Source organism: Bacillus sp. SIMBA_026, assembly GCF_046535335.1.
Taxonomy (GTDB): domain Bacteria; phylum Bacillota; class Bacilli; order Bacillales; family Bacillaceae; genus Bacillus; species Bacillus velezensis.
Genome location: NZ_JAWRWX010000552.1, coordinates 1 through 229 on the forward strand (window position 1 = coordinate 1; position 229 = coordinate 229).

Here is a 229-nt window from a genome sequence, read left to right on the forward strand (position 1 = left end):
CTGGTTCACCGCGGTGCGATCGCACGGGCTTCGCGATCGGAATTCACGTACGCGTTCAGGGCGCCTCCCGCCTGCACCGAGGCCGGCGCCTCGAACGCCATTTCGGCGCCCGCCAGGACGTAACCCAGCAATCCCGGCACCGACCACACCTCGCGTCCGCCCTGGACATAACTGACATGGGACAGGCGTGCGTGCACCGGACCGGTGTTGCGCACGACCAGCCAGCGCT

At 68.6% G+C, this 229-nt stretch carries 1 protein-coding gene; it reads right to left on the reverse strand.

Going from position 1 to position 229, the window contains the following annotated elements:
• Positions 1-5: 5 nt before the first annotated feature.
• Positions 6-229 (reverse strand): fimbrial biogenesis chaperone (locus SB847_RS22510; RefSeq protein WP_410579009.1); only part of this gene is annotated, 224 nt, incomplete at its 5' end.